We start from the raw sequence: 25345 nt of genomic DNA, 5'->3' as shown, positions 1-25345 counted from the left end.
GATGAACGTATTTTATAATCCAAATGGAATTGGGGATGTACTCCTCATCCCGCTAAAAGATGGCAATCGTTACGAATGGACATATGAAACAAACGGAGATATTGTCCGAGTACTTGGAAAAGATCAGGAAGTGCTCGGCTACAACATTTACCGTGCTTCGGAAAAATTTGCACTAACTGAAACAGGTGCAATTAAATTAACGGAAGCATTACTTGGAGAAATTAAAGACCTGTTTAAAGCCAATAATCTCGATGATGAGCTTGACTTTGATCTAAGCCCGAAATTTGTCGTCGGCTATGTCGAGGAAAAATTACCTCATGAGAATGCAGACAAGTTAAGTGTTTGTAAGGTTGATGTTGGTGGGGAGGTACTGCAAATCGTTTGTGGTGCACCAAATGTCGATGTTGGCCAAAAAGTTGTTGTTGCGAAAGTAGGAGCAACGATGCCAAGCGGTCTACGCATTAAACCATCTGAACTCCGTGGAGTTCCATCAAACGGAATGATATGTTCCCAGAAAGAATTGGCTATCCCCAATGCACCGGAAGAAAAAGGAATATACGTACTAGACGACAGCTATCAAATTGGTGAAGAATTTACCGTTTAAAAAAAAGAGGCACACGCTATTTTCTAATAGGGTGTGTTTTTAATTCCCTCAAAATATGAACTGCTAATTACTTTCATTCAGCGTGAGTAATGTGCACGTTCTCCAGACTTGCTCTCTAGTCGCCGTTCAGCTGCCCGGTGGACGGATGCTTTCCGCGGGCACAGCCGAAGCCTCCTCGGGCTACCGCCCTGCGGGGTCTCCGGACTCGTGCTATTCTCGCAGGAGTCACCGTCCACCGGGCAGCTGAACTGGTAAAGATGATTATTATGAAAAGAGATTATTCTATCACGATACAGGGTGTGCCTTTGGAATATTAAATAGCATTCCAAACGGGGCCTTTCCTCGGAGCAGTCCAGACACCTCGAGACTCCTGCGGGAGGATAGGCCTAGGTGAGACCCCACAGGGCGACAGCCCGAGGAGGCTCACCAGCCGCCCGCGGAAAGCGAGAGGTGTCTGGACTGCGGACCTCCAGAAGTAAGTTGCATACACTCACGCTGAAAAGTGGAGTTATTTATAATATAAATTCAATAAAACTACATCCAACTCTAAAAAACTGGTAAAATGGAAAAGTAACATGGATTGAAAAGGAAATGAGTGAATGAAATGTTAAAGCATTGGTTAGATAAAATGAAAAACTTTTTCCTGACTGAAGTAGAGGAAGAAATTGAAATTGAGGATTCGGAACAACCTCAACAGAATCATCAGGAAATAAAAGCGAGAATGACTTATAAGTATCCAGAGAATAGACCTTTCCGGTTTCCAGTAATTCCAGATCCAATGGAAAATCGGGAGAAAAATGAATATAAACCAGCATATGTACGAAGAAATCAAGAATCGGTGCAACCGGCCCAGCCGAAAAAAGAAAAGAAAGCATCCAGTCCAACCCCAGTCAGAAAAGTATATAAAGATGAAAATGCACCGCCATTTCAAGCTTCAGATGTCCCTTCTCCAATATATGGTTTTCAAAAAAGGGATAACGAAGTCGAAAATGTGCCCGCTTATGCTCGAAAGAAAGCAAAAAAAGAAGAGCGATCGGAAGTCCAAATAGAAGAAATAGAAGAACAAATAAAAGAACAAAAACAAGAAGAACCACTGATTAGTGAAACGATTAAGCCGGAACAGGAAACGGCAGCAATATTCGAGCTAGCGACTGAAGAGACGGAGCAACCAATAGAGACAGAAGAAAAACTAGAAACAGAAGAAAGACCGGAAAAAGAAGAAATTAAAACAATCCAACAATTGGCGCAGGAAGAAACAGCAGAAAACCAGGTACATAAAAAAGCGCCTCAGCTTGAGAAGAACAGAAAGAGAAGCGAGAGAAAACAGGGGAATGAACGAGAAGTACCGTTTAACGTTGTAATGACACCACTCGATAAAGCGAAAATGGAGCGGAACGAGAGGGTGAGGATGCGGGGATTAGAGCGGCACAAAGAGCGCCCAGAAAGAAAACCGGAGAACGAGTCTGTAAAACCAGTGGCAATACAGTCGGAAGCGAATCAATCAGAGGTGGAACAACCAGCAAAAGATATTCATATTCCGCTACATCTTTTAAATGACCCGCAAGAAGAAGATTATGCAAATGATCCGTGGATTGAAGAACAGCAGAACTTGCTTGAACAGACACTAAAACATTTTAACGTTGGTGCACGGGTTGTTCACGCAACACAAGGCCCATCTGTTACAAGATTTGAAGTGCAACCAGAATTAGGTGTGAAGGTAAGTAAAATTAGAAACCTAAGCGATGATTTAAAATTAAATATGTCTGCTAAAGATATCCGGATTGAAGCACCGATTCCGGGGAAAAATACAGTTGGAATCGAAGTACCGAACCCAACAGCACAAATGGTTGGACTGCAAGAAATTGTGGAGACGGAAGAGTTTAAACAGAGCAAATCTCCACTTACAACTGCATTGGGTCTAACGATTGAAGGTAAACCTAAAATTACAAATATCCAAAAGATGCCGCATGGCCTAATAGCTGGTGCAACCGGATCAGGGAAGAGCGTGTGCATTAACACAATCCTTATAAGTGTTTTATATAAAGCGAGTCATGAAGATGTGAAATTGCTCTTGATCGACCCGAAAATGGTAGAGCTAGCGCCATATAACGGTGTGCCGCACCTTGTCTCACCAGTTATTACCGATGTAAAAGCAGCGACACAGAGCTTGAAGTGGGCAGTTAATGAAATGGAAGAACGTTATGAACGTTTCGTGGAAGAAGGCGTTAGAGACATTGAGCGGTTCAACCGGAAAGTAATGAGCGAACATAGAAAGAATGAAAAAATGCCATATATCCTCATCGTCATTGATGAATTGGCTGACTTAATGATGATGTCACCACAGGATGTGGAGAATGCCATCAGTAGAATTGCACAAAAAGCACGGGCTTGCGGAATTCATCTTTTACTTGCTACCCAGAGACCATCTGTTGATGTTATAACGGGACTCATTAAAGCAAATATACCAACTCGGATTGCCTTTAGTGTATCTTCGCAAGTGGACTCCCGTACAATCCTTGACGCGAGTGGGGCAGAGAAGCTCCTAGGTAAAGGTGATATGTTGTTCATGGAGAACGGAACAGGAAAAAGTGTCCGATTACAGGGACCATTTGTATCTGACGAAGAAATTGAAAGAGTTACAGCCTTTGCAAGAGATCTTGCCGAACCGGACTATTTGTTTGAGCAAGAAGAGCTACTGGAACAAATTCATATGGAAGAAGATGAGGACGAGCTGCTTGAAGATGCAATTCAGTTTGTCGTCCATCAACAATCAGCAAGCACCTCCATGTTCCAGCGCCATTTCAAAATCGGCTATAACCGGGCGGCAAGGTTAATTGATACGTTGGAAGCACGTGGTATTATATCTGGGCAAAATGGGAGTAAGCCGAGAGAGGTCCTCGTGTCGGAAGCCGCTGCCCGAATAAGCGATTAAATTTGTTTCAATTGCAATATTTTTATATCATATTGTTAATAGGATAAATAATAAGGAGAAAAATGATGAAAGAAATCGATCGAAAGCTTGCAGGTGAGATTGACCGTTTAACAAATAAAACATTTAAATTTGATGAACGTATTGGGGAAGGCTGGTTTTCTGCAGTATATTTTTTAAAAACGAAAAAGATTGCCGAAGAGAAAATCCCTAATAATCATGTAACGATGCAATTTTTTCAAAAAGATGATGCAGTTCTTTGCGGTACGGATGAAGTGATTGCTTTACTTCATTCGTTCGCGGATAATCCAGAAACATTGGAAATCAAATCATTGAAAGACGGAGACCGAATCAGTCCGTATGAGACGGTTCTTACGATATCAGGCGCTTATCAGCAATTCGGCTATTTAGAAGGAATTATTGATGGAATTCTTGCGAGAAGAACATCTGTCGCAACGAATGTATACAATGTGGTAAAAGCAGCGAGCATAACTGAAAAGCCAAAGCCTGTCATTTTCATGGGGGACAGGGATGACCATTATACGACTCAAGCAGGAGATGGATATGCAGCATTTATTGGCGGTTCCACTGCACAGGCAACCCATGCAATGAACGAATGGTGGGGAAAAGAAGGTATGGGGACAATGCCGCACGCACTCATTCAGATGTTCCGTGGTGATGTCGTGGCAGCGGCTGAAGCGTATCATGAAGTATTCCCTGGTGATGAATTATCTGCACTTGTCGACTATAATAATGATGTCATTACCGATTCATTAAAAGTAGCAAAGCGTTTCGGCGATAAATTGAGCTCTGTCCGCCTCGATACTTCCCGTACGTTAGTGGATAAATATTTCCTGAGAAATCATCATTTACTTGGAACATTCGACCCACGTGGGGTTAATCCAGAGCTATTATTTGCTTTACGGAAAGCGCTTGATGATGAAGGATTCCAGCATGTGAAAATTATGGTATCCGGCGGCTTTACGGAAGAACGTATTAAAGATTTTGAAGAAGCTGGTGTACCGGTTGATATGTATGGTGTAGGAAGAAGCTTATTACGGCTTAATATCGGGTTCACAGGGGATCTCGTCCTATTGAATGGTTCACCGGAAGCGAAGGAAGGACGTAGATTTCGTCCGAATCCACGGCTCGAGGTAGTGGAATATAAAAACGTATAGAAACAAGGTGGGCTGAAAGGATTATTTTCATGTCCTTGATTGTTTGCTATAATAAGCTATTGTGTGATAATCTATCACAAACAGTAAGACAAATCCTTTTTTGTACATGTGGAGGTTCTTTTTATGACAACTTACCATCTTATTGGTATAAAGGGAACTGGAATGAGTGCACTCGCACAAATTCTCTACGACTCCGGTGAGACCGTTCAAGGCTCGGATGTGGGAAAACATTTTTTCACGGAAGAAGCTTTACTTGAAAAAAACATTCCAATTCTCCCGTTTTCTAAAGATAATATTAAAGCGGAATATACAATTATCGCAGGGAACGCATTCCCCGATGACCATGAAGAAATTGAAGAAGCAAAACGTTTAGGCTGTGAATTTTATCGATATCATGATTTTCTCGGCGATTGGCTGAAGAAATTCCGGAGTATTGCAATTACAGGTTCCCATGGTAAAACTTCAACGACCGGTTTACTTGCCCACGTATTAAATGAGGCTTTTCCAATCTCTCATTTGATTGGAGATGGAACAGGAAAAGGCCATGTGGATAGTGAATATTTTGTCTTTGAAGCCTGTGAATATCGCCGGCATTTCCTGAGCTATGAACCAGATTATGCGATTATGACAAATATTGATTTCGATCACCCGGATTATTTTACAAGTGTCGATGATGTCTTTTCTGCCTTCCAAGAGATGGCAGACAGAGTGAAAAAAGGTATTATCGCTTGTGGTGATGATAAGTATTTGCAGCGAATTACCGCCAATGTTCCTGTTCTTTATTATGGACTTGAACCGGGCAATGATTTTCAAGCTAGAAATATTAAAACATCAGAGGAAGGTACTGTTTTTGATGTTTTTATCAGAAGTAATTATTATGATACATTCACGATCCCTATGTACGGAGATCACCATATTTTAAACGCGCTCTCGGTTATTACATTATGCCATTATGAAGGCATCCCAGCTAAAGAGGTAAAGAGCTTGAGTTCGTTCGGTGGAGTGAAACGGCGCTTTACAGAGAAGCGTGTGAACGATCAAATAATTATTGATGATTACGCTCATCACCCAAGAGAGATCAGAGCAACAATTGAATCAGCGCAGAAAAAATATCCGGATAAAGAGATTGTAGCTATCTTCCAACCGCATACATTTACACGGACAAAGACATTTCTGCAGGAATTTGCTGATAGTCTTGAAGGTGCTGACTTTATCTATTTATGTGAAATCTTTGGGTCCGCCCGGGAAGAAGCCGGTCAATTAACAATCGGCGATCTTCAGGCATTAATCGAAGACTGTGAACTTCTAGATATTAATCATACAGAGGTTTTAACAAAGCATAAGGACAGTGTGCTGATCTTTATGGGAGCAGGCGACATACAGAAGTTTATTGAAGCCTATAAGCCTGAAATTCACACACAAGTATTGAATAAATGAACAAAGCTCCGGCGCCCGCTTAGGGTGCTGGAAGTAGATAAAGTCTGCCTAGGGTAACCTTAGAAAGGAAGCCGTTTGGGCAGGCTTTTTTACATATTTCTTCATGAGGGGTTCAAATTATTGAACTTTTGCAGGAAGGACTCACTTTACCCCTGTGTCTCGCCGTATCATTCGAAATTTCATTCATTAAGTTATATACTATTTCTATAAGTTCATGTTTAGTTAGGGATAGTTGGGGTATAAAGTAATCAAGTACCGCTATTCTATCAAACAAAAGCAATTATTTGTTAAAGGAGCTGAAAAAATGGAAGTTATGCTTTATATTGCTATAATCATCGCAGTTATAGCTCTTGTGGTACTGACGTTTTACATTATTCATACCATAAAGGTAACGAAAGAATTTTTGAACGATACGAAGACAACACTGCAGGGACTAGAAACGCAGTTAAAGGGGATAACGAATGAAACAACCGAACTTCTAAATAAAACGAACCGGCTTGCGGATGATGTTGAACTGAAATCCAGCAAATTAGACGGTTTAGTTGATGGGGCCCAAGGAATCGGTGAGACGATGAAGGAGTTTGATCATTCGTTAAAACAACTAACGAATAGTATCTCCCGTGCATCGCAGGAAGAACAAGCGAAGACAAATGAAGCGGTGAAATGGGGAGCATCTATTTTAGAATATGTCCTAAAGAGAAAAGAAAGTAAGTACTAATCAATATTATTCAAATATATGGAGGGAATAACAATGGCAGAAAACAATAATACGAAAGACTTTGCAATTGGTGTCGTACTAGGAGCAGTAATCGGTGCATCTACAGCATTATTATTCGCACCTAAATCGGGGAAAGAAACTCGTAATGATCTAAATAGGGGTGTTCAGCAAGTAAAAAACCGTGCCGGTGAATTTAAAGATATCGCAGTTGAAAAAGGATCAGATTGGAAAGATAAAGCATATACAACCGGTGCAGAATTCAAACAAAAAGCAATGGATACAAGTGCGGAATTAACGAAGAAGTCTAAAGAACTAACGAAAACAGTTGCAAATAAAGCGCAGGATATCACAAATGAAGTCGCTGAGAAGACACAAGATGCCACAAAGCAAGCTGCAGATAAAACAGAAAAAGCAGTTTCTGAGGCGGATAAGAAGTTAAATGAAGCGAAAGACAAAGTGGGACAAGCTGCAAAGAAAACGGATAGGAAAGTTGAACAAGCTGCCAATAAAGCGGATAAAAAGGTAGAAAAAACTGCAAAAGAAGTAAGTAAGAAAATAGAAGAAGGTGCTGATAAAGCTGCTGAATCTGTAAAAACAGGTGATAAAGAACTGAAAAGCAATAAAAACAGCAGTGGAACAACGAGATAAAGTGAAACTCATTCAGTAGGGAATCTTTACCCCCCACTGAATGTTAGTTGAACAGAATCAGGTATTTACGTACTGTTTACCCCATCCTTCACATATTGGGTTTCCATCATGTTTAGAGAAGGGGGTATTACAGACCGTTAATACGTGATAAAGAATGAAGAAAGGCTACTGTGCTTATTAGCGGCTGTAGCCTTTTTGCCGTTCAATCATCCCAAACAATTGCTAAGGAATCCCGGTCGTGGATAGGGGTATCAAAGCCGGCTCTTTCATCATTGCAATATAATTTGAAATTCCCGGTCGCATGTGTTAAATCTAGTGCAACATGTCGAAAAACATCTTGAAAAACGAAGAAAGGAGTTTCTCTTTCTTTCATCGTTAGACGGATATACGGATGTAATTCACTATCATTATGTAAAATCTTTTCCATATTCGTAACCATATATGCAGGCTTATAAAGAGAGACAGGTTCTTTGTTAAAGGTCACTTGAATCGAATAGGAATCGGACTTTCCGAGATACTCGAAGATATCCTTTACAATAGGTGTCTTAGCAGAAGTAAACTTTAATTCATCTCCATCATGTAAAACTGTTTCCGTAGTTGCTTCCTTATCGTTTACAAGTATTGTCGTCTTTCCAACAGGAAGATCAATTTTCTTTTGATTGACAATGATTGGAAACTCTAGGTTAACATCTCTACCAAGCTTGTAAAAATCAAGAAAATCTTGTACGCTTTCTAGCCGCGACCAGTGAATGTCGTCTTTATCTTGTACATAATACCTTGGAGGTTTAGGCTTACCATTTACAGTATATATTGTGCCGAGTGAATAAGACGTATCTTTAAACTTAACTCTTATCTGTTTTGTTTCCCCTATCAATTCTTCTAATGTAATCGCAGCAGCATCCCCATCACGCCCTTTTTCCAGTTTAATAACATCCATTTGCTTTATACGGGTCTCGGTTGTAGCCGGTTCATCGTTTAAATAAATGGTTGGTGATTCGCCGAACCCTCCTGGAATCGTAACTTCTTTCCCATTAACCTTTATCATTGCAGCGATGCCAGGTTTTCCATAATAATTGTGAATTTTAAGGCCTGCCTGTATCAGTGCATCACCAATCGTCTGCTCATTTACCTCAAATAGGCGGATAGTTTCTTCGTTGATTATAATTTCTGTGTATTGGACTGGACGTTCCTTTGCAGTAATGGCAATTCCAATCGGCGTTACAAAGAGAGGACCGCCAGGAAATGCAGCATTCGGCTGTAGTTGCTGGATAGCTTCCACACCGCGGATAGCAACCCGGTTAGGTGGTAAATTCAGATTTACAGCAATTTCATTTGCGATGGTTGGAGTAAGGCTACCGCCACCTACTAACATAACAGCACGAGGGGCTTTTCCATTTAATTTTTTAATTTCTTCTGCTATCACCGTTGCGAGTCGGTTAATTTCATCTTTCATATGATCAACGAACGCATCGTAGGTAATGGTAGAAGTGAAGCCAAGAATATCTTCTATCTCTGTTTCATTTTCCAAAACAACTTTTCTTTTTACCTTTTCCGCTTCTGGAAAGTCGAGTAAATATTGGTCACTGAGTGCTTCGGTAATCTCATCTCCCGCAAGAGGCACCATACCATAGCTGACCACCGTTCCATGCTCGGTTATCGCTATATCGCTTGTGCCGGCACCAATGTCTACTAGAACGACATTTAAGCGGCGCATGGACTCGGGGATAAGAACGTGAAGGGCAGCAATTGGTTCCAACGTCATCGCTTCTACTTCAAGATTTGCCATTTTGACAGCTGTAAGTAAGGACTCAACAACTACTTTCGGCAAGAAAGTCGCAATTACTTCTGCACTTGCTTCATTTCCCGTTTGCTTGATTAATGAGCCAATCCGTTCCTTGTCTAATTTATAATATAGTAAGGAGTAGCCGACGCAATGATAATTCTGATAGCTATCTGCATATTTCTTTGCCCCGAGCTTTTCCTGGGCAGCTTGGAGAGCGGCAAGTTCCAAATGTTTTACGTCTTCTTCATTCTTTATCGGAAATTTAGTTAAATCGATTGTCGCACTTGCTTCAATCGTTTTTAATGACCGGCCAGCAGCCGCGACACATACTTTATGTAAAGGGGAACCATAGCTTATCTCAAGTGATTCTTTTACTTTTTTAATCGTGGCTGCAACTGCGGGGACATCGTGAATTTGGCCGTCCCGCATGGAGCGTGCCTCATGTTCGATCATGCAATAATCAATCAACTGGATGGAATCCTCATCCCTTCTGACAATTACACCTGTAACTGATCTTGTTCCTATATCTAAAGCGAAAATTATATTTTCCATAATGCTCACCTCTAATCATTCTCTCCCTATTAATCTATCACATATTAATGGACTGTAGTACCTTGACTTCTAACAAGAGGAAAGTGGAACGTGATGGAAACCCGATAGTATGCGGTGTTTTATTATTTTATTAAATTAATAGTGACAAATAACAGATTTTTAGCTATAATTGTGTCTAATTATTAAAAACTGTGCAGGGGGCTTACGAATGAGTAATCAAATGGAACAGCTGAGAGAGCAACTAGATGAAGTGAACTTAGAGATTTTGGACTTAATTAACCGTCGGGCTGAATTAGTTCAGGAAATCGGTAAGGTGAAATCGAAACAGAGTATGTATAAATTTGATCCGGTCCGTGAAAGAGAAATGCTTGATAATATTAAAAAGCATAATACCGGCCCGTTTGAAGATGCAACAATCGACCATATTTTTAAAGAGATCTTCAAAGCTGGTTTAGAGCTGCAAAAAGATGATCATCAAAAAGCTCTACTCGTATCGAGGAAGAAACAACCGGAAAATACGGTCATTGAAATTAATGGAACGAAGATAGGAAACGGCTCCGCAAATTATGTATTTGGACCATGTGCAGTTGAAAGTTATGAACAAGTAGCTCAGGTTGCTAAAGCGGTTAAAGCAAAGGGCTTGAAATTACTCCGTGGGGGCGCATTTAAACCACGCACATCCCCGTATGACTTCCAAGGACTTGGAGTTGAAGGATTACAAATATTAAAACGTGTCGCTGACGAATATGATTTAGCGGTGATTAGTGAAATTGTTAATCCGGCTCATATTGAGGAAGCGGTAGAATATATCGATGTCATTCAAATTGGTGCAAGAAACATGCAGAACTTTGAATTATTAAAAGCTGCAGGGGAAGTAGACAAGCCGGTTCTCTTAAAGCGTGGTCTATCTGCAACAATTCAAGAATTCATTAATGCTGCGGAATACATTATCTCCCGTGGAAATGCGAATATTATCCTTTGTGAACGTGGGATTAGAACGTATGAAACAGCTACGCGAAACACGCTTGATATTTCAGCAGTACCCGTATTGAAAAAAGAAACACACCTGCCAATTCTAGTGGACGTTACACATTCAACAGGCAGAAGAGATCTATTATTACCGACAGCGAAAGCAGCACTGGCAATCGGAGCAGATGGAGTCATGGCTGAAGTCCACCCAGACCCAGCAGTAGCACTATCGGACTCTGCACAACAAATGGACATCCCAACCTTTGATAAGTTCTTTGAGGAAATCACAGATCTGGAAAACCGTTTGAAATAAAGGAACATAGTGGACGTGGCTAGAGTTAGAAACGATAGCTATCCAGAATATCTTTATCATTTGATTTCTTATGTAATGAATAGATTAGGACATAACTATTTTTCCTTCTGGTAAAATAGTTATGTCCATATTTTTTTGGGTAGAATAGGTTATATACAAGTTTTCATGAAAATTTTCATGTTATTTTTGAAAAAATTTTCATGGTAGAGTATGATAGAAAAAAGAGAACGAATATACTGGAGGTATATGTGATGACTGTAACTATTTATGATGTCGCAAGAGAAGCGAACGTATCCATGGCGACTGTCTCTCGTGTTGTTAACGGGAACCCGAATGTTAAACCTACTACAAGGAAAAAAGTGCTTGCTACTATAGAACGCTTAGGCTATAGACCAAATGCGGTAGCCCGTGGGCTGGCAAGTAAGAAGACGACGACTGTAGGGGCAATAATTCCGGATATATCGAATATTTTCTTTTCAGAACTTGCAAGAGGAATTGAAGATATTGCTACGATGTACAAATATAATATTATTTTAAGTAACTCAGATTCCAAAAAAGAAAATGAGTTGCAGTTAATTAATACGATGCTTGAAAAACAAGTGGACGGAATTTTATTTATGGGCGGTAACATTACCGACGAACATATTCAGCAATTTAAAACATCTTCCGTGCCGGTTGTGCTTGCTGCGACTTATGATTCGTCCAATGAAATCCCATCTGTCAACATTGATTATGAGTTGGCAGCTTATGAAGCGACAAAAGAATTGGTCAATAACAATGAAAATAAACAGCCTGCTTTTGTAGGCAGCTTACGCGAGACCGTTGTTAATAACCTAAAGTACGAAGGTTACGTCCGTGCAGTGAAAGAGTCGAATATCGAATTCAATGAGGAGCTTGTATTTACAATCGATTCTTCTTATGATGAAGGACTCGCAGTAGCAGAGAAATTGATTGAACTGGACAGTAAGCCATCTTCTGTATTTGTAACATCCGATGAAGCGGCAATCGGTGTTATTCATGGATTCCAGGATCGTGGACACAATGTGCCGGAAGACATTCAAGTATTCGGTTTCGATAATACGAAGCTTGCTAAAATGGTCCGCCCGACGTTATCAACGGTCGTTCAGCCTATGTATGATATCGGAGCTGTTGCAATGCGATTATTGACGAAGTATATGAACAAAGAAGAAGTGACGGATAAAAATGTCGTTCTTCCACACCGTCTTGAAAAAAGAGATTCAACTTTATCTAATTAATGCCGATATAAATATAGAGGAACTACTCACGTATTTAATTGATGTTTGGAGAGATTTGGATGACAAAAAAAGACATACTTACTCCGATCGGCATTACAGTTGGGTTTATGATGATTATCTTCGCCATCAGCACGAGTGGAGGAGTGGGGGAAGTAGTAATTTTCCTTGACGTTCCCTCTATCTTTATCGTGCTTGGTGGTGTCATTGGATCTTTATTAATTAACTTTAAGTTGGAACAGATTAAATTGACTGGCACGGTACTTAAGGAGTCTTTCGTCAAGACAGAAGACCGCTTGCCGGAGATGATTGAACTGTTCATTCGTTTATCTGAACGTGCTAGAAGAGAAGGAATCTTGGCACTGGAGAATGAATTGGACGAAGTAGAGGATCCTTTTATCAAAAAGGGTATTATGCTTGCAGTCGATGGAATTGAACCAGAAGTGATCACCGACATAATGGATGCGGAAATCACGGCAATGGAGGAACGGCATTATAAAGGCCGTACAATCATTGAAAAGGCGGGTGAGTATGCTCCGGCTTGGGGGATGATTGGAACGCTAGTAGGGCTCGTATTGATGCTAAATCAGCTATCCGACCCGGCTACATTAGGTCCGGCAATGGCAATAGCTCTTATTACGACTTTATACGGTACCGTTCTTGCCAATTTGGTATTCATCCCGATGGCAAGTAAATTGGAAGCAAAGACGGAAGAAGAAGTTTTCTTGAAACAAATTATCATCGAAGGTATTATCGGTGTCCAGTCTGGACAAAATCCTCGAATATTGGAAGAGAAGCTAAGTGCATTCATTTCCCATACAGATAAACGGAAATATGAAGAAATGAAAGAAAAAGAAGAAGAAGCAGCGCGTTCCGGATTTGTGGAGGATCGGGTAAATGAAGCGTAAACGTAAACAAAGAAAACCGGAAAAAGGTGCAGCAAAATGGCTTGTCACTTATTCGGATATGGTAACGTTGATCCTTGTTTTTTTCATTTTGTTATTTTCGATGTCTCGAATCGATCAGATTAAATTTGAAGCTGTCGCAGAATCATTTCAGAATCGTGAAGTACTTGATTTTCTTCCTTCTATTGTACCGAACAGTTACCCGCAGGACGGGAATAATGTAGAAGAGAGCGGAAAAGATGAAGCAGATGATCCGATTGATGTTAATGTCAGTCGGGATGCCTACATAAGCAAGCAACAAGAAGAAGAATCTTTAAATCAGCTTGTGGAAAGTGTTGAAGCATATTTGGATGAGCATGAGTTAAATGATGAGATTACGGCTACAATTACTGAACGTGGTGTCCTGCTTGTGCTTCAAGATAGCATCTTTTTCGATATGGGAGAAGCGATTATTTTAGATGAAGGAAAGCCATTCCTTAAGGAAATCGGCAGCTTATTTTCACAAATGCCGAATGATATCAAGGTGGAGGGTCATACAGACTCAAGGCCAATCAACACCTATCGTTATCCTTCCAACTGGGAATTATCCGGCGCAAGAGCAAGTAGTGTAGTCAGATACTTGATTGACGAATTTGGCTTGGAAGAGTCGCGTTTTTCAATTGCGGGCTATGGTGACACAAGACAAGTTGTCCCGAATGATTCAGAAGAGAATATGAGTTTGAACCGACGTGTGGAAATTACAATATTAAATACGGATTATGAAGCTGACTAATACTTCTTTATAAGCAAAAAGCAGAAAGAAAAAATCTCTCTGCTTTTTTTATGTATCATCAAAATGTTTTAGTCTGCATTGCTTCTTGGACAATTTCTTTTTCCGAGAAGTGAATTTCTCTATCTCCAATAATTTGTGTTGTTTCATGACCTTTACCGGCAAGCAAGATGCAATCATCCGAATGACTCATTTCTATTGCACAGCGAATTGCTTCAGCTCGGTCTTCTATCGCGATGTAACTGCCTTTATTTCTTTCAAGAGCATCAGTTGTCTCTTTCATAATCGTTTTGATGTCATGCTTTTTTGGATTATCTAATGTGACAATGGAGAAATCGGCATATTCTGCAGCGACACGTCCCATGCCATATCGTTTATCTCTCCCGTTTTCACTCATGTCAGCATAAACTCCGAAGACAAGGATAAGTCTTCCACTTACAAATGGCCGAAGTACCGTGAGAGCTTTTTGCAACGCATCTTCTGTATGGGCAAAATCTACAACAACACGGAAATCCCCTTGCTTATAAACCGTCTCGAGTCTGCCTGAAATATTTTTTACCGTGTTAAGGCCGTTTTGAATTGCTTCCATATTTATTCCATTGCAATAAGCGGCTGCAATAGCGGCTAAGCTATTCGAAACATATATTTCACCTGGCAGATGAATCGTAATTTGCGCTGATTCATTTGGCGTATGGACTGTAAATGTTGTTTGATCGAAGGAATAATTGATATCTGTCGCATAAAAGTCAGCTTTTTCATGGATGCCATAGGAGAGTGTCTTCACTTCCGGATTGTTTAATTGTTGGACTAGTTTTTGTCCATAAAAATCATCGACATTGACGATATTAAATTTATTCGTCATTGTAAATAATTCGGCTTTCGCTTCAAAATAGTCATCCATTGTTTTATGTAATTCCAGATGATCCGGGCTTAAGTTTGTAAAAATCCCCGTACTAAATGACGTGTATGCAGAACGTTTCAACTGCAGGGAGTGGGAAGAAACTTCCATTAGGCAATAATCATGTTCCGAATCTTTCATATCGCTTAAGAAGCGCTGGAGATCGATAGCTTCCGGTGTCGTGTTATTCGTGGGAATAATTTTTTCATTCATCAGCGTGCCTAACGTTCCAATTATTCCGGTTTTCTTATCAGCTTGATCTAGGATCGCTTTTAGAAAATGGGTGATAGAAGTTTTCCCGTTTGTTCCGGTAATTCCGATCACATTTAAAGAATCAGCTGGTTTATTATAAAAGTTAACTGCTGCTTTAGCCATGCCATATCTTGTATCTGCAACCTTTATTACGGTGATATCGTCAGAAATAGGGATCTCTCTTTCTACTAGAATTGCTCGCGCTCCATTACCTACCGCTTCTTGTGCTTTGTCATGACCATCCAAAGTAAATCCTTTTATACATACAAAAAGGCTATCAACCTTTTTTTCTCGGGAATCATATGTAAGAGCTGAAATTTCTTGGTTTATATCTCCCTGGATTACTTCATAATCCATGTTTTTCAAAATGTCTTTTAGTAACAATCAGTTCATCTCCTTAATTAGAAAGACATGGTAAATCACTTGTTATATAGTGAAACTCATTCAACTTCCAGTTTTAAAGCTTTACTTTTTTATTATATCCCTTCTAAAAAAGAAAGTCTATTGTAGGATGGATGAATTCATGGATTGAAAAAAGCTCCTAACTATCCAGTAATTGCAAAGGATGAGTAGGAGCAGATCTTAAGTTTAGCTTTGTGAGTTTTGCTTATGAAGGGTGGCGTATTTCAGCATAGCTTCAAGCAGTTTTAAATTTTTCTCTTCGATTTCCCGCTTCCTCGGAATTTCCGGGAAAGCCTCTTTTCTGTCATGCCACGTAATTGGCAGTGGAACGGGGGACTCTTTTTGCCATTTATTTAACCAGCTAGAAGGCAGATCACCTTCCATTACCTTGTTTTGTTTCATCACACTCCAAATCTGGGCCCATGCTCGCGGAACAACCCGCCAAATATCATAGCCTCCTCCACCAGTAGCAATCCATCTACCATCACAATATTCATGGGCAAGCTCATGGGCGAGTAGTGGAATTCTTTCATAAATTGCCATTGATGCACATAAATGGGTGAGTGGGTCAAATGTGTGGGCATCTGCACCGTTTTGTGTAAGGATAACATCAGGCTTAAAGTAATCGACAATTTCTTTGAAAGCCGTTTCATAAAGCTCCAGAAAAGATTCATCTTGAGTGTATGCGTCAATTGGCAAATTAAATGAATATCCATGTCCTTCTTTAATACCGCGTTCGCGAACGTCGCCGGTTCCTGGAAATAAATAGCGTCCTGTCTCATGAATCGATAAGGTACAAACATTAGGATCATCATAAAAAGCCCACTGGACGCCGTCACCATGATGTGCGTCTGTATCTACATACAACACTTTCAAATTGTATTTCTCTCGTATATATTTAATCGCAATCGCGCCATCATTGTATATGCAGAATCCAGATGCTTGCCGTTCAAATCCATGGTGCAGACCACCACCAAGATTTAAGGCATGGTTAGCTGTACCAGACAATACAGCATCCACTGCTGTGAGTGTTCCACCGACAAGGTAACTGGATGCTTCATGCATATTAGGAAACATTGGGGTATCCTCTGTACCAAGTCCGAAAACCGCTCCTTGTTCTGGTGTCAGTCTATCTTTACCAGCTTTTTTTACCGCATCGATGTATTCATGATTATGAAAAAGTGCCAGTTCTTCCTCTGTTGCTTTCCTCGGAGGGATAATATCATCGTCTTGTAATAAATCAACCGCTTCCAATAATTCCTTTGTAAGCAAAACCCGTTTTTGATTAAATGGATGCTCTGGATTAAAATGATAGGTTAAAAAGTCATCGGAGAATACAAATTTAACTTGTTCACTCATATTTTTGGCTCCATAATATTATTCGGCCAAAGCAGTTTAAAACCAGCTTCCCTAATTCCTCGAATAATTGGCATCGGATTCATGGTCTGGACACGGAAAACGAGCACTTTATACTCGGGATCATCTCCATATGGATAAATAAGAATGGATACGATATTCACATTATGATCTCCGATGATTTGAGCTACTTCGGGAAGGACGCCTGGCCGGTGCGGCACTTTGACTTCAATCTGAGAACTTTGTACATGGGTTCCAGTTAGCTGAATAAAGGTATGCAGCATATGCTTTTCGGTTACCATACCAACGAGTTGTTCATTCTTGACGACGGGGACACAGGCGAATTCTTTTTCATAAAAAATTCGGGCTATTTCTTCAACAAAATCTAATGGATGAACGGTGATGACCGGCTGTGTCATAATTGTTTGGATTTCATTTTGTAATTCTTTCCGATCAGCATCCTTAAGAAAACTTGATGGCATGGCGTCACGGACATCCCGGTCAGAGACGATTCCGATTACTCGGGTATCTTTTTCAACAATTGGTATGTGCCTAATTTTATTTTCTTTTAATAAACGGAGTGCTTCCTCAATTGTTGCAGTAGGCGGGAGCGTAATAACATCGGTGTTCATGATGCTTTCTACTAACATGATTCATCCCTCACTTTTTTTTCGTTGGTTGTATCTTGAAAGAAAACGTAAATTATCAAATTCTTCTACAGCAGCATCCGAGACATTTTTCCCGATGCGGACCATTAATGTGTTGACCGGATGGGAAATGATTTCCGGGTCATCGGTGGGAGCCGGGCTAAGCCCGCCTGCAGCCATCATTTTTTCCATGACTTTCCGGTAGTCCCAGATGCTTAATTGGGTACCTTCCAGATCCCAGTGCCAATAATATTCTGTCGAGATTATGATATAATTTTCCATATAATCATCCATCATCGATACTTTTAATAAGTTAGATGCTACTCGTTCTCCGCGATATTCTGGGATAATTTCAATGGCACCTAAAACGATTAATTCTTTCATATTAAAAGTGGACCAGCGTTCAAGAGGGTCGGGGTAGAGATAGGTTACATAACCGATAATCATTTCTTCGGTTCGGGCGACGATAATTCTTGCCTCTTCAAAGGTTGCGATTTCAAGAAGGGCTTCAAATTGTTTCTTTGCGGGCCGGAATGCAGTCAGTTTGTCGTGAAAGTTGTACTTTTGTAATTCGTCTACTGAGAGGGGACCCTCGATTGTAAGTGGTCCGCTTGATGTTTCGTAAGTTATTGAATGAAAGGTTTTTATATGCTCCACTGCTTCACCACCTATTAATAAATGCGCTTACATTTAGTATACAACACTTTCTGTATATTTTTTAGTACTTTATATGTAGGCTTATAGAAAAGAAAAAATCAGGAGCAGCTTAGCTCCTGATTTAAAATTCGACGTTGGTGTATTCCGTTGTGCGCTATTCGTCTTTATTTTCTTTGTCGTCTTTTTTCTTCTCTTTCTCTTTTTCTTTTTCTTTATCATCTTGCTGTTTGTCTTCATTATCCTCATCTATGTCTTTCTTTTTATCATCTTTTTCGTCGGCTTCTTTAGATTCTTTTTCAGAGGTTTTTTCTTTGCCTTTATCCTCTTTCTTATTATCTTTATCTTGATCCTTCTCTTTCACTTTCTTTTTCTCGGCTTTACCAATGGTTACCGCTGTAGAAGGTTTGGATTCGAGACCGAAGTAGTCGACGGCCCGGATATGATAGATTCCATCTCCGCTTCCTGATTTAAAGCTTGTAGATGTCGTGCTGCCGACTCTTGAAAAGCTGTCGCTTCCTTTTGTTGCCCGGTAGATACGATAGCCGACAATATCATTGCTCGATGAAGCGTTCCATGTAATCTGGTTACCGGAAGCGTTGACCGATGTCGGCGGCTCTGGTGCTTTTCCGTCATCACTAATACTATACGTTGTTGTATTTGTATTAGGAAATCCTATTTTTTCCCATTTACTTCGGTCCTCATTCAGTGGAATGAGTTGTGTGATATCCGGAAGTTTATCGTAGCCTTTTTCTTTTAAAAACTCCGGATTAAACATGAGGCCGCCGCCTTTTGTAAATTCTCCAGGAGTGTCAGGGCCTGGTGAAACAGCTTTCCCATTCACAATAATTTGATCACCGGTTATTAAACTATTATCCACTTCGGTCGGGACAAACTTCGCATTGAATAAGTCGGTCTTGACGAGCCCCGCTTTTTCACATAGTTCACTTGGAAGCTTTCCTGAAATTGCACAGTAGCTTTTTTGGACAATGCCCTCCGGTTGTTGGAAAGCATGGTCAGGAGCAACAAGCTCTGGGTTGATGTCACTTGCAGCATTGATAAATTTAGTCCAGTAAGCTAGGTTTCTCTTACTGTGGTTTAAATGTTCCAGGCCATCTGGTATTTTGTAGCCCATCCATGTTGCAAAGGTGATATTCGGATTACTTGCAACAAAATGGACGTTCTCCGTATTTTGAGAGGTTCCCGTTTTCCCGGCCCAATCTACATTATTGTATTTTAGCATGGAACGTAAGCCAGCTGCTGTTCCGTCTGAAATAACATCCCGCATCATATCAATTAATAAGTAACTCGTTTGCGGAGAGAATACTTCATTCGTTTTCACTTCATGTTCATAGATTGTATCGCCGTCTTTTGTCGTTATTTTTTCAATCATATACGCGTCGGCAAATTGTCCGCCATTCGCAATGGTGGAGAAAGCATTCGCGTTCTCTTCAATCGTGATACCGTGTTTCAATCCGCCAAGTGGGAGAGAGGCGTTGGCATATTCCTCATCCTCTATGGTACTGATTCCCATTGGTCGCAAATATTTATCGACTGGATTGATGTCGATCATTGGTAGATAGGTTCTTACGGCTGGTATGTTATATGACTTAGCCAAGTTCGTCCGAGCCGGTAACAAGCCGTGATGCCTTAAGTCAATATTCTTGATTTCTTTTGTTCCACCGCTATCCGGAACTGCCAAGTACGCATCGGCAATTGGTGTTCCCGGCTGTATATGTCCTTCTTCCATCGCTGGTCCGTATACAAGAATCGGTTTCATCGCACTACCATTTGAGCGCACTGCTTGTGTTGCATAATTATAATGATTCTCAATACTTGGGTTCCGGTTTCCAAAGAAGCTAATAATCCGCCCAGTAGAGTTTTCAATCATGATAGCTGCACCTTGTACAGCCTGTTCAATCATCTCACCGGATTCTTTTGGATATTCGGTGAACTTGTTATTGCCGTATTGATCAAAGTTTTTTCCGATTTCTTGGAACACATCGTACAATTCTTTATCGATCGTTGAGTGGATTTCATACCCATTCGTTTGCAAAGCACGGTCCGCTCTCGATTTATATTCATCTTTGAGTTTCGGGTTTTCTTGTAAATCTTCTTTTGTAATCCCGTCTTCTTCTAAAAATACGTTGTACAAAATATCTTTCGCATCGGTTTGAATTTGTGCTGCCAAGACCGGGTACTCTTCAAATGGTGACTTTTGATCTTCTTTAAAATCTGCAACAAGATCGTAGTTGATTGCTTCATCGTATTCTTCTTGTGTAATGTACTCCATATCAAGCATTCTGTTTAAGACGGTCTTCATTCGGTTCAGCCCATACTGAATATCTTCCTCATCCTTTAAGCCACCGCCGCTGACGAACGGAGTGTAAGCTGATGGACTTTGCGGTAAACCAGCGAGATAGGCTGCTTGGGCTAGATTCACATCTTTCGCATCAAGGCCAAATATTCCCTGAGCCGCTGTCTGGACACCAGCAATATTTCTTCCCGATGAATCACGGCCATATGGAACGATATTTAAGTAGGCTTCGAGAATTTCATCTTTTTCAAAGAATCGTTCCAATCTTAGTGCTAACAGAATTTCTTTCGCCTTTCTTTCAAAGGACACTTCATTCGTTAAAATTTGGTTCTTAATTAATTGCTGTGTTAGCGTACTACCACCTGTTTGGGTGGAAGCATTTGTCAATTCCTGTAAAAAAGCCCGTACAATAGCTTTTGGAACAACACCTTGATGTTCATTAAAATATTCATCTTCCGTGGCGATTACTGCACTAATAAGCTCGGGAGCGATATTATCCAGTGTCGTTTCATCCCTATAAAGATCTGCATTGATATCACCTAAATAGACGTTATTAGCAAAATACATGCTCGATGTTTCGGCATAATCGTAAATCTCCTGAGCCATTGTTTCATAATCTAGGATTTTTTCATCTTTTACGAGGGAAGCAAAGTAACCTGCACCAATTCCTCCAATGAAAAACATGCCGATAAAACTAATAATTAAAAAGAATAAAATGACATTCCACATCACACCATATGTAATTCGGCTTGTCTTTTGGATTTTTCCTGCTTTCCAGGATTCTTGTATTTTATTAAAAAATTGTTGGATGCTTTTTTTAAAATCCATTTGAAACCCTCCTAAAACTCGTTTATAATTATACCATATAACGATTTTTTCATGAACGCTTTTTCAGAAAAGGTTGCTAAGGAACTATTTTTGTGTTAATAATATAATTTAAATAAACTTATTATGCTAAGAAGGAACCAGTAGTCTAGTAAATCCCTATTAAAGAGAGTTGGCGGTCGGTGCAAGCCAATATATATTTACAGGCGAATTACAATCTGGAGCATTTCTTTTGGTGAGCAGCCTTAAGAACGGTGGAGACATCGTTAACAATCCCAAGTGGCACAGTTGTGCAACAAGGGTGGTACCGCGTGAATAAGCTCGTCCCTTTTTTATAAGGAGCGAGCTTTTTTGATTTTTATTATAAAGGAGACAGTAGGATGAATATCTTAGAAGAGTTGGAATGGCGGGGACTAATCAATCAAGTCACGGACCGGGAAGGTTTGGAAGATTTATTAAATAAACAATCTGTTACATTGTATTGCGGGTTCGACCCGACAGCAGACAGTCTTCATATCGGCCACCTTGTACCAATTGTCATGCTGAAAAGATTCCAGAAAGCTGGACATAAGCCAATAGCACTAGTTGGTGGTGGTACCGGGATGATTGGTGACCCGAGCGGACGTTCAGCGGAGCGCAATTTGAACACTGCAGACGTTGTGATGGGTTATGCGAACAGTATCCAGGAGCAAATTGGTCGTCTTGTAAAATTCGGGGAAGGGGAGAACCCTGTGGTCTCCCGGAATAACCATGACTGGTTAAGCAATATGACATTTATTGATGTATTACGTGATGCAGGAAAGCATTTCAGTATTAACTACATGCTTGCGAAAGAATCTGTTTCTTCTCGGATTGAATCAGGTATTACGTACACGGAATTCAGTTACATGCTGCTTCAGTCGATTGATTACATGAAATTGTATGAAGAAGAGAATGTTCAACTGCAAATTGGTGGTAGTGATCAGTGGGGGAACATTACAGCAGGAATGGAAATGATCCGCCGGACGAGAGAGAATCCGGAAGAAGAGGAAGTCAACGTATTCGGTTTAACCGTTCCATTAATTACGAAAGCAGACGGTACGAAATTCGGAAAAACTGCTGGTAACGCAATCTGGCTTGATCCGGAAAAAACGACTCCATATGAATTTTACCAGTTCTGGATCAACACAGACGATCGCGACGTTGTGAAATTCTTGAAGTACTTCACATTCCTCTCAAAAGAAGAAATTGAAGAGCTAGAGAAAGAAGTAGAAACACAGCCAGAGAAGCGAGTTGCCCAAAGAAGACTTGCTGAAGAAATGACAAAAATGGTCCACAGTGAGGAAGCACTCGAGCAGGCAATCCGCATTTCAGAAGCATTATTCAGCGGGAATATTAAGGAATTATCGATCTCGGAAATCGAGCAAGGATTTAAAGATGTGCCGACACATGCTTTAGATAAAGAAGATATCGGTTTAGTCGACTTGCTCGTTCAAGCGAAGATTTCCCCATCGAAACGCCAGGCAAGAGAAGATATTTCAAATGGTGCGATCTACATTAATGGCGAAAGACAGCAGGACGTCGCATACACAATAACTGCAAACGACCGTATCGAGGATGTATTTACCATCATCCGCCGCGGGAAAAAGAAATATACCCTAATTGATTTTAGTTAAACTTTGATAAAGAGCTTAACAGGAACAAACCTGTTGAGCTCTTTTCTGAATTGGGACAGAGGGTCAGAGCATTTGTCCCAGTGAAAACCTCTTTATTGGTGATTATCAAAAAATGAGGAAAATGACAAACATCCTATATCCCCTACCATGGCAATAGTTCATGTGAAGATGCACGGACAAGCATACTTACTGCCTCATAGAGCCGCCAACAATCTATTAAAAAAGGTAATGAGAGGGTCTCGCGCCGCATTCCATGACCTAAGTCTTTCATAGATTGTTCATTTCTTCGGTAGCTGCGTTCATGATATAATATCTTTAAGTAAAACTGAGCAGAAGCTAAAACCAAATCGGCAAAAGAATGGGAAATAGAAAAGTTAATGTCAGGAGAGATAAAATGAGAATAGCAACCATTGGAACAGGTCCGATTGTAGATACCTTCTTATCAGCATTAGATAATGTGGAAGGTGCGGATTGCATAGCGATGTATACACGCCCGAACTCTACTTCGAAGGCGGAATCGTTAGCCGCTAAATATAACGTAAAAAAAATATATACAGATTTAGAAGAAATGTATAGCAAGCCAGATATCGATTTTGTTTATATAGCCTCCCCTAATAGCTTACATTTTGAACAGGCTTTCAAAGCATTACAACACGGCAAAAATGTAATTTGTGAAAAACCGTTTACTTCAACGGTACGTGAGGCGGAGAAGCTTATAGAATTAGCTAAAGAGAATAATTTAATGTTATTTGAAGCTATTTCCAACATTCATTTACCGAACTTTAGGATAGTTGAGGAAAACCTCAAGCTGCTGGGAGACATTAAGGTCATTCAATGTAATTATAGTCAGTTATCCAGTCGATATTTAAAACTATTAGAAGGGGAAATTCCGAATATCTTTAACCCGGAATTCTCTGGAGGAGCTTTATCCGATCTTAATATTTATAATTTACATTTTGTTATCAAGTTATTTGGTCAACCTGAAAAAGTCCAATATACGGCTAATAAACATTCAAATGGAATTGATACATCTGGTATCGTCACAATGGAATATTCGGATTTTGTAGCCCAATGTGTTGGTAGTAAGGATACCAATAGCATGAATTTTATCCTGATTCAAGGAGAGAATGGATTTATACATGTCGTTGGTGATCCGAATTCTTGTACAGAGGTTTTACTTCATTTAGGTGATAAGAAAGTAAAATTGAACAACCAGGCTATATCAAACAGGTTGTACTATGAGCTCGAAACCTTTAATCAAATATATAAAGAAGCAAACTATGTAGAGTGCTATAGTTTATTGGATCATTCACTTTCAGTCATGGAAACATATGAGAAGGCTAGAGAAGATGGAGGAATTGTGTTTGCAGTAGATAAACAAGAATAATTTGTACAATAAATATCAAATGATTTGTTAGTTAATCCAAACTTAAATCGCGTATCATAAAATCCCAAAAAATTTCACCCTCCTAGATAAGGAGGGTGATTTAATTTACTCTTTGTAGATTAATAGTTTTTTGTTAATAATGATGCAGCAGCTTCATCCATGATGAATGTCACATTAGGATGCTTTTGTAAAATAGAAGCTGGGACATCCTCGGTAATAGGTCCTTCGAGTGTATCCTTAACGGCCTGTGCCTTTCTCTCACCTGATGAAGCAACTAAAATATGTTTTGCTTCCATAATATCGGCAAGCCCCATTGTCAACATTTGCGTAGGAGCTTCTTCACGAGTTAAACCTTGATATTTCATTGTACTTTGAATTGTTGATTCATCACTGTCAGCTAAGAAAAGTCGTGAATTAAAATCTGTACCAGGTTCATTGGCTGCTAAATGAGCATTTGTACCTAAACCAACAATCTGTAGATCCCTTGGATACTTCGTCAGGATCTCGTTATAACGGTCGATTTCTTTTTGTATATAGCTGACACTTCCATCCATAAGGCCGATAAACTTAGGCTTAGATTTAATTAGATCATAAAACTTTTTGTGCATATACGTATATACCGTAAACTTTTTATCTCTTTCTGAAATATACTCATCCAAATTAGTGAAGATGGAATGATTGATCTTGAGGTCACCGTTATTAATTGCTTCCACAAGCAATTCAAATGTTCCATCATAACTTGCACCTGTTGTCGTATTAATGCTCGGCTCATCATTGTTTTCCAACGTCTCTTTGATGACCTCAAAAGACTTTTGTGATAACTCATCGTAATCTTTAACTTTAATAATATTCATAAAGCATTCTCCTCATCATTAATATACCGTAATATGCATA

General features: G+C 39.9%; 19 protein-coding genes and 1 other annotated feature. Of the genes, 12 read left to right on the top strand and 7 right to left on the bottom strand.

Annotation, left to right across the window (positions count from 1 at the left end):
* Position 1: 1 nt before the first annotated feature.
* The 6 genes from ytpR (at position 2) to WKU33_RS07865 (ending at position 7514) form a co-directional block, all read left to right on the top strand.
* Positions 2 to 604, top strand: coding sequence for a YtpR family tRNA-binding protein (ytpR, locus tag WKU33_RS07890; RefSeq protein ID WP_336253306.1), 603 nt, complete (start codon positions 2 to 4; stop codon positions 602 to 604).
* Positions 605 to 1208: 604 nt separating this feature from the next.
* Complete coding sequence (locus tag WKU33_RS07885; protein WP_340454105.1) at positions 1209 to 3536, top strand: DNA translocase FtsK; 2328 nt, start codon at positions 1209 to 1211, stop codon at positions 3534 to 3536.
* Positions 3537 to 3601: 65 nt separating this feature from the next.
* Complete coding sequence (locus WKU33_RS07880) at positions 3602 to 4711, top strand: nicotinate phosphoribosyltransferase (protein ID WP_156856761.1); 1110 nt, start codon at positions 3602 to 3604, stop codon at positions 4709 to 4711.
* Positions 4712 to 4834: 123 nt separating this feature from the next.
* On the top strand, positions 4835 to 6148 hold the full coding sequence (gene murC, locus WKU33_RS07875) for a UDP-N-acetylmuramate--L-alanine ligase (protein ID WP_156856732.1): 1314 nt from the start codon (positions 4835 to 4837) through the stop codon (positions 6146 to 6148).
* 304 nt (positions 6149 to 6452) lie between these two features.
* Positions 6453 to 6866, top strand: a complete 414-nt coding sequence (locus WKU33_RS07870; RefSeq protein WP_156856733.1) for a DUF948 domain-containing protein — start codon at positions 6453 to 6455, stop codon at positions 6864 to 6866.
* Positions 6867 to 6899: 33 nt separating this feature from the next.
* Entirely contained in the window at positions 6900 to 7514 is a 615-nt protein-coding gene (locus WKU33_RS07865) for a YtxH domain-containing protein (protein WP_156856734.1), read from the top strand.
* Positions 7515 to 7716: 202 nt separating this feature from the next.
* Here WKU33_RS07865 and WKU33_RS07860 read toward each other — a convergent pair whose 3' ends face one another.
* Complete coding sequence (locus WKU33_RS07860; protein ID WP_340454045.1) at positions 7717 to 9849, bottom strand: cell division protein FtsA; 2133 nt, start codon at positions 9847 to 9849, stop codon at positions 7717 to 7719.
* Positions 9850 to 10057: 208 nt separating this feature from the next.
* Here WKU33_RS07860 and WKU33_RS07855 point away from each other — a divergent pair, with 208 nt between their 5' ends.
* The 4 genes from WKU33_RS07855 to motS all read left to right on the top strand — a co-directional run bounded on the left by WKU33_RS07855 (position 10058) and on the right by motS (position 14061).
* Positions 10058 to 11131, top strand: coding sequence for a bifunctional 3-deoxy-7-phosphoheptulonate synthase/chorismate mutase (locus WKU33_RS07855; protein ID WP_156856736.1), 1074 nt, complete (start codon positions 10058 to 10060; stop codon positions 11129 to 11131).
* A 251-nt stretch (positions 11132 to 11382) separates the two neighbouring features.
* A complete protein-coding gene (gene ccpA, locus WKU33_RS07850; protein WP_156856737.1) occupies positions 11383 to 12387 on the top strand; it encodes a catabolite control protein A in 1005 nt (334 codons plus the stop codon).
* Positions 12388 to 12446: 59 nt separating this feature from the next.
* Positions 12447 to 13292: a flagellar motor protein MotP gene (gene motP / locus WKU33_RS07845; protein WP_156856738.1), complete on the top strand. Its 846-nt coding sequence runs from the start codon at positions 12447 to 12449 to the stop codon at positions 13290 to 13292.
* Complete coding sequence (gene motS, locus WKU33_RS07840) at positions 13282 to 14061, top strand: flagellar motor protein MotS (RefSeq protein ID WP_156856739.1); 780 nt, start codon at positions 13282 to 13284, stop codon at positions 14059 to 14061. Before motP ends, motS begins: the two co-directional genes overlap by 11 nt.
* A 58-nt stretch (positions 14062 to 14119) precedes the next feature.
* Here the strand turns inward: motS and WKU33_RS07835 are convergent, their stop codons facing one another.
* The 5 genes from WKU33_RS07835 to WKU33_RS07815 all read right to left on the bottom strand — a co-directional run bounded on the left by WKU33_RS07835 (position 14120) and on the right by WKU33_RS07815 (position 21412).
* Positions 14120 to 15592 carry a UDP-N-acetylmuramoyl-L-alanyl-D-glutamate--2,6-diaminopimelate ligase gene (locus WKU33_RS07835; protein ID WP_340454041.1) on the bottom strand — a complete coding sequence of 491 codons (1473 nt, stop codon included), beginning with the start codon at positions 15590 to 15592 and terminating at the stop codon, positions 14120 to 14122.
* Between the two features lie 204 nt (positions 15593 to 15796).
* Positions 15797 to 16969 (bottom strand): acetoin utilization protein AcuC, encoded by a 1173-nt coding sequence (locus WKU33_RS07830; protein WP_336253266.1) that lies wholly within the window; start codon positions 16967 to 16969, stop codon positions 15797 to 15799.
* A complete protein-coding gene (locus WKU33_RS07825) occupies positions 16966 to 17616 on the bottom strand; it encodes an acetoin utilization AcuB family protein (RefSeq protein WP_336253265.1) in 651 nt (216 codons plus the stop codon). The genes WKU33_RS07830 and WKU33_RS07825 overlap by 4 nt, the downstream gene beginning before the upstream one ends.
* A 3-nt stretch (positions 17617 to 17619) precedes the next feature.
* Positions 17620 to 18270 (bottom strand): GNAT family N-acetyltransferase, encoded by a 651-nt coding sequence (locus WKU33_RS07820; protein ID WP_156856743.1) that lies wholly within the window; start codon positions 18268 to 18270, stop codon positions 17620 to 17622.
* 154 nt (positions 18271 to 18424) lie between these two features.
* Complete coding sequence (locus WKU33_RS07815) at positions 18425 to 21412, bottom strand: transglycosylase domain-containing protein (protein ID WP_340454038.1); 2988 nt, start codon at positions 21410 to 21412, stop codon at positions 18425 to 18427.
* Between the two features lie 119 nt (positions 21413 to 21531).
* Positions 21532 to 21741 (top strand) — a binding site (T-box leader).
* Positions 21742 to 21789: 48 nt separating this feature from the next.
* On the opposite strand from WKU33_RS07815, the gene tyrS reads away from it, so the two are divergent.
* Both tyrS and WKU33_RS07805 read left to right on the top strand, forming a co-directional pair.
* The gene (gene tyrS / locus WKU33_RS07810) at positions 21790 to 23064 is read left to right on the top strand and encodes a tyrosine--tRNA ligase (RefSeq protein WP_340454037.1); all 1275 of its coding nucleotides are present in this window, start codon (positions 21790 to 21792) and stop codon (positions 23062 to 23064) included.
* A gap of 394 nt (positions 23065 to 23458) precedes the next feature.
* Complete coding sequence (locus WKU33_RS07805) at positions 23459 to 24451, top strand: Gfo/Idh/MocA family protein (RefSeq protein WP_340454035.1); 993 nt, start codon at positions 23459 to 23461, stop codon at positions 24449 to 24451.
* A gap of 119 nt (positions 24452 to 24570) precedes the next feature.
* On the opposite strand, the gene WKU33_RS07800 is transcribed toward WKU33_RS07805, so the two are convergent.
* The gene (locus WKU33_RS07800; protein ID WP_340454033.1) at positions 24571 to 25305 is read right to left on the bottom strand and encodes a glucosamine-6-phosphate deaminase; all 735 of its coding nucleotides are present in this window, start codon (positions 25303 to 25305) and stop codon (positions 24571 to 24573) included.
* Between the last annotated feature and the right edge of the window lie 40 nt (positions 25306 to 25345).

This window comes from Oceanobacillus sp. HCA-5259 (assembly GCF_037892815.1).
Taxonomy (GTDB): Bacteria; Bacillota; Bacilli; order Bacillales; family Amphibacillaceae; genus Oceanobacillus; species Oceanobacillus indicireducens.
The sequence above is the reverse complement of the archived record's forward strand: the minus strand, read 5'-3'. Positions and strand labels throughout refer to the sequence as shown.